The 4,931-nt window shown below is 67.0% G+C and carries 3 protein-coding genes; 2 read left to right on the top strand and 1 reads right to left on the bottom strand.

Going from position 1 to position 4,931, the window contains the following annotated elements:
* Positions 1-130 precede the first annotated feature (130 nt).
* Positions 131-2,710 carry a transglycosylase domain-containing protein gene (locus ACFXDJ_RS00520; RefSeq protein ID WP_384663580.1) on the bottom strand — a complete coding sequence of 860 codons (2,580 nt, stop codon included), beginning with the start codon at positions 2,708-2,710 and terminating at the stop codon, positions 131-133.
* Between the two features lie 274 nt (positions 2,711-2,984).
* On the opposite strand from ACFXDJ_RS00520, the gene ACFXDJ_RS00515 reads away from it, so the two are divergent.
* Both ACFXDJ_RS00515 and ACFXDJ_RS00510 read left to right on the top strand, forming a co-directional pair.
* Entirely contained in the window at positions 2,985-3,587 is a 603-nt protein-coding gene (locus ACFXDJ_RS00515) for a PadR family transcriptional regulator (protein WP_327253820.1), read from the top strand.
* Positions 3,588-3,636: 49 nt separating this feature from the next.
* A complete protein-coding gene (locus ACFXDJ_RS00510) occupies positions 3,637-4,719 on the top strand; it encodes an inositol-3-phosphate synthase (RefSeq protein WP_384663578.1) in 1,083 nt (360 codons plus the stop codon).
* Positions 4,720-4,931 lie beyond the last annotated feature (212 nt).

Below are 4,931 nucleotides of genomic sequence, written 5' to 3'. Positions count from 1 at the left end.
GGGACGGAGTCACGCACGGAATCGACAACCGCGCCACGCCAACCCCGCCGCCCGCCGCCCCCCCCCCCCCGCGCCGCGCGCCCCCCCCCCCCCCCCCCCCCCTCTCCGGCCTTGCCTCGGGGTGGCGGGATCAGCCGCCGCCCGTGGCCCCCCCTATCGTCGGGAAGCCTCCGTTGCCCCCGTTGCCTCCGTTGCCGCCGCCGATCGTCGTGCCGCCCGGTTTGCCGCCCGTTTTGCTGGGCGAGGGCGAGGGCGAGACGGGTCCGCTGGGGCTCGGATCCGGGTTGCAGATCTCCCACGGCCGGCAGGAGGGCTTTCCGCCCTTGGAGGGGGTCGGGGACGGGGACGGCCCGGTCGACGCGGACGTCGACGGAGAGGGGGACGTGGACGGGGCCGCCGAGGGGGAGGGCGAGGCAGCACCGGGAACGTCCGCGACGACACCGATCTTGTCGGGCTCCGGGAAGTCCTTCTCCGGGACGCCGTTCAGCGCTTCCTTCATGTACTTGACCCAGATCTCGGCGGGGATGTCACCACCGTGGAGGGACGGGATGTCGCCCACGCCCTTCATCGAGATCAGCTTCTTCTTCTCCGCGTTGGGGTCCGAGCGGAACAGGGTCACGGAGGTGGACAGCTCGGGCGTGTAGCCGACGAACCAGGCCGACATGTTGTCGTCGGTGGTACCGGTCTTGCCCGCGGCCGGCCGGCCGAGCTTCTTCGCCTTGGTACCGGTGCCGTTCTCGACGACGTTCTGAAGGACCTTGGTGACGTTGTCCGCGATCGAGTTGTCCATGGCCTGCTGCGCCTTGGGCGCCTCGAAGCCGGGCACTTCCTTGCCGTCCTTCTCGACCTTGGTCACGGAGAACGGCTCGTGGTGGGTGCCGGAGGCGGCGAAGGTGGCGTAGGCGTCGGACATCCGGATGGCGCTGGGGGTCGAGGTGCCGAGCGCGAAGGAGGCGTTGTCGTTCGGGTCCATCGTCTCCGGGAGGATGCCCGATGCCTTGGCGACGTCCCTGACCTTGCTGTGGCCCACGTCGAAGACGAGCTGGGCGAACGGGACGTTGATGGACTTCTCCATCGCCTCGTTCAGCGTGACGTAGCCGTAGTCGGTCGGGCTCTCGTTCTTCTGCCTGAACGGCTTGCCGGAGCCGTCGCGAAGGGGCTTGCCGTCACGGTTGTTGATCACCGTGAGGTCGTTGGCCATGTACTTGCTGTCGGCCGAGATCCCCGCGCCCTTCGAGTTCTGCGTGCCGTACTCCATGGCCGCCGCCAGCACGAACGGCTTCCAGGTCGAGCCGACCTGGACACCGTAGGTGTTGGCGTTGTTGTTGAAGTACTTCTTGTCCATGCCCGGACCGCCGTACAGGGCGACGATGGCTCCGGTCTTCACGTCCACCGAAGAAGCGCCGAACTGGACGAAGGTGTCGGTCTTGGGCCGCTTCTTCTCGTCGATCAGCCCGTCGCGGGTCTCCTCGACGGCCTTGACCAGTGCGTCCACCTTCGGCTTCTGGAAGGTGGTGTGGATCTGGTAGCCGCCCTTGGCCAGATCATCGACCGTGATGCCCTTGGTCTTCGTCATGTAGGTCTTGGCCGTCTCGACCATGTAGCCGATCTGTCCGGACATGCCGGCGGCCTGCGGGGCATCGATGAGCGCGGGGAACTTCTTGAACTGGTCCCGCTCGGACTGCGGCATGCGCCCCACCGTGACCTCACGGTCCAGCACCCAGGCCCAGCGCTTCTCGGCACGAGCCTTGTTCGCCTCGGGAGTGGCCGCGGTGCCGATGCCGCCGTCGGGGTTGTAGAGGTTGGGGCCCTTGAGCACGGAGGCGAGGAAGGCGCTCTCGGACGGGTCCAGCTTGTCGGAGTCCTTGCCGAAATAGGCACGGGAGGCCGCCTGGATCCCGTACGCGTCGCGTCCGTAGTAGGCGGTGTTCAGGTAGCCCGCGAGGATCGTGTTCTTCTCCTCGCTCACACCGAGCTTTATCGAGATGAAGAGCTCGGTGACCTTGCGCTTGAGCGTCTGGTCGGAGTCCAGGTACGTGTTCTTCACGTACTGCTGGGTGATCGTCGAGCCGCCCTGGGTGGACCCGCCCTTGGCCATGTTCCACACGGCACGGGCGATACCCATCGGGTCCACGCCCTTGTCCGATTCGAAGGACTCGTTCTCCGCCGCGATCACGGCGTTCTGCATCGACCGGGGAATGCTCCCGATGGGCACGATCTGGCGGTTCACGGATCCACCGGTCGCCACCATCTGGGTGCCGTCTTCCCAGAAGAAGACGTTGTTCTGCGCCGCGGCCGTCTTGTTCACGTCGGGGGTGTTCACCATGGCGATACCGATGCCGGCACCCGCAATGATGATCGCGAAGAGGCCGAAGGCCGTGCCGCTGACGAGCTTCCAAGACGGGACGAAACGCTTCCAGCCGGCCTTGTCCGAGCGCGGGTAGTTGATGAACCGCTTGTCCGGGCGGCCCGTGCCGCGGCCGGTCTTGGCGGCGCCCCGGCCCCGTCCCTCCGGTCCGCGTCCGGCAGGTCTCCGATTGCCGGCTCTGCTTCCGCGCCCCGGCTGCTCCGGATACGGCCCGCTCGGTGACGAGGTGGGGACGTCGTGTCCGGATCCTGCGCCCTTTCCGGGGCGCTGCTGGGCAGCCTTACGGGCCGCGGCGCGGCCGCCACCCTGGGGCTGTTGCGGTTTGCGGCGGTGCTCGCTCATCGAACGACTACTCCTCGGGCAGGCGAGTGGCCTGGAAGCGGCAGTTGAGTTCCGGTCCCCCCGGTGTCATGGCGCACAGACTACGCACGCCCAAAAGCTAATCAGTGCCGAAGTTCATCCCAAACCAGGCAACTTGCCCCTGCCGAAATGAGGATGTGACGCCGATCACCGTGTCGTGACTTGTAGCCGGGGGTGGCCCGTTCTATCGTCTGGATGTATCGAGCCGATACATCAGCTCGACATAAAAACTCCGAGGCGGAGGAAGGGCAGGCGGATGAGCAGGCGCTCAGGCATCCTCGAGTTCGCCGTACTCGGCCTGCTTCGCGAATCCCCCATGCACGGCTACGAGCTGCGCAAGCGGCTCAACACCTCACTGGGGGTGTTCAGAGCGTTCAGTTACGGGACGCTCTATCCCTGCCTCAAGACGCTCGTCACCAACGGCTGGTTGATCGAAGAGCCGGGCAATGCCCCGGAAGACGCTCTCGCCGCTTCACTCGCAGGGCGCCGCGCCAAGATCGTCTACCGGTTGACGGCGGCAGGCAAGGAGCACTTCGAGGAGCTCCTCTCCCACACGGGCCCCGATGCCTGGGAGGACGAGTCTTTCGCCGCACGCTTCGCTTTCTTCGGCCAGACCGAACGAGAAGTGCGCATGCGGGTCCTGGAAGGCCGTCGCAGCCGGCTCGAAGAGCGCCTGGAGAAGATGAGCGCCTCGCTCGCCCGCACCCGAGAGCGGCTCGACGATTACACGCTCGAGCTGCAACGCCACGGCATGGAGTCCGTCGAGCGTGAAGTGCGCTGGCTGAACGAGCTCATCGAGAGTGAGCGGGCGGGACGGGATCAGAGACGACCCGGTCCGTCCGACGAAACTGCAAAATGAGGCCTGCATCTCGCAGACCTCGTCCGAGAACAAACAGGGAGCAACCGGAATGGGTTCGGTTCGCGTAGCCATCGTTGGCGTAGGCAACTGCGCCGCCTCGCTGGTGCAGGGCGTCGAGTACTACAAGGACGCCGACCCGGCGGCCAAGGTCCCCGGTCTGATGCACGTCCAGTTCGGCGACTACCACGTCAGCGACATCGAGTTCGTCGCCGCGTTCGACGTCGACGCGAAGAAGGTCGGCCTCGACCTTTCGGACGCCATCGGCGCCAGCGAGAACAACACCATCAAGATCTGTGACGTCCCGAACGCGGGCGTGACCGTTCAGCGCGGCCACACCCTGGACGGTCTGGGCAAGTACTACCGCATGACCATCGAGGAGTCGGCCGAGGCCCCGGTCGACGTCGTCCAGGTCCTCAAGGACCGTCAGGTCGACGTCCTGATCTGCTACCTCCCCGTCGGTTCCGAGGACGCGGCGAAGTTCTACGCCCAGTGCGCCATCGACGCCAAGGTCGCCTTCGTCAACGCCCTCCCGGTCTTCATCGCCGGCACCAAGGAGTGGGCCGACAAGTTCACCGAGGCCGGTGTCCCGATCGTCGGCGACGACATCAAGTCCCAGGTCGGCGCCACCATCACGCACCGCGTGATGGCGCGACTGTTCGAGGACCGCGGTGTCCGTCTTGAGCGCACCATGCAGCTCAACGTCGGCGGCAACATGGACTTCAAGAACATGCTCGAGCGCGACCGCCTCGAGTCGAAGAAGATCTCCAAGACGCAGGCCGTCACCTCGCAGATCCCCGACCGCGAGCTCGGTGACAAGAACGTCCACATCGGCCCGTCGGACTACGTCCAGTGGCTCGACGACCGCAAGTGGGCCTACGTCCGCCTTGAGGGCCGCGCGTTCGGCGACGTCCCCCTGAACCTCGAGTACAAGCTCGAGGTGTGGGACTCCCCGAACTCCGCCGGCGTCATCATCGACGCCCTGCGCGCCGCGAAGATCGCCAAGGACCGCGGTATCGGCGGCCCGATCCTCTCGGCGTCGAGCTACTTCATGAAGTCCCCGCCGGTGCAGTACTTCGACGACGAGGCCCAGGCCAACGTCGAGAAGTTCATCAAGGGCGAGGTCGAGCGCTAGTCCGATCCCAAGGGTCGGCGACGACACCTGGACTTCGGCTGTTCTTCCGCGGAGGGGGGGGGCGGCGCGCGGGGCCGGGCCCCGCCGGGGGGGGCGGTCCCCGGGGCCGGGGGCGTGGGGCCGGGCCCCCGGAGCGCGCTGGGGGCGGACGCGCTCGCGGGCCTCGGCGGGGGTTTGTACGAGGCCGCGCTCGACGAGGCACTGGGCGACGA

This window comes from Streptomyces sp. NPDC059443 (assembly GCF_042750105.1).
GTDB lineage: Bacteria > Actinomycetota > Actinomycetes > Streptomycetales > Streptomycetaceae > Streptomyces.
Note: the sequence above shows the minus strand (reverse complement) of the source record. Positions and strands in the feature narration are given on the sequence as shown.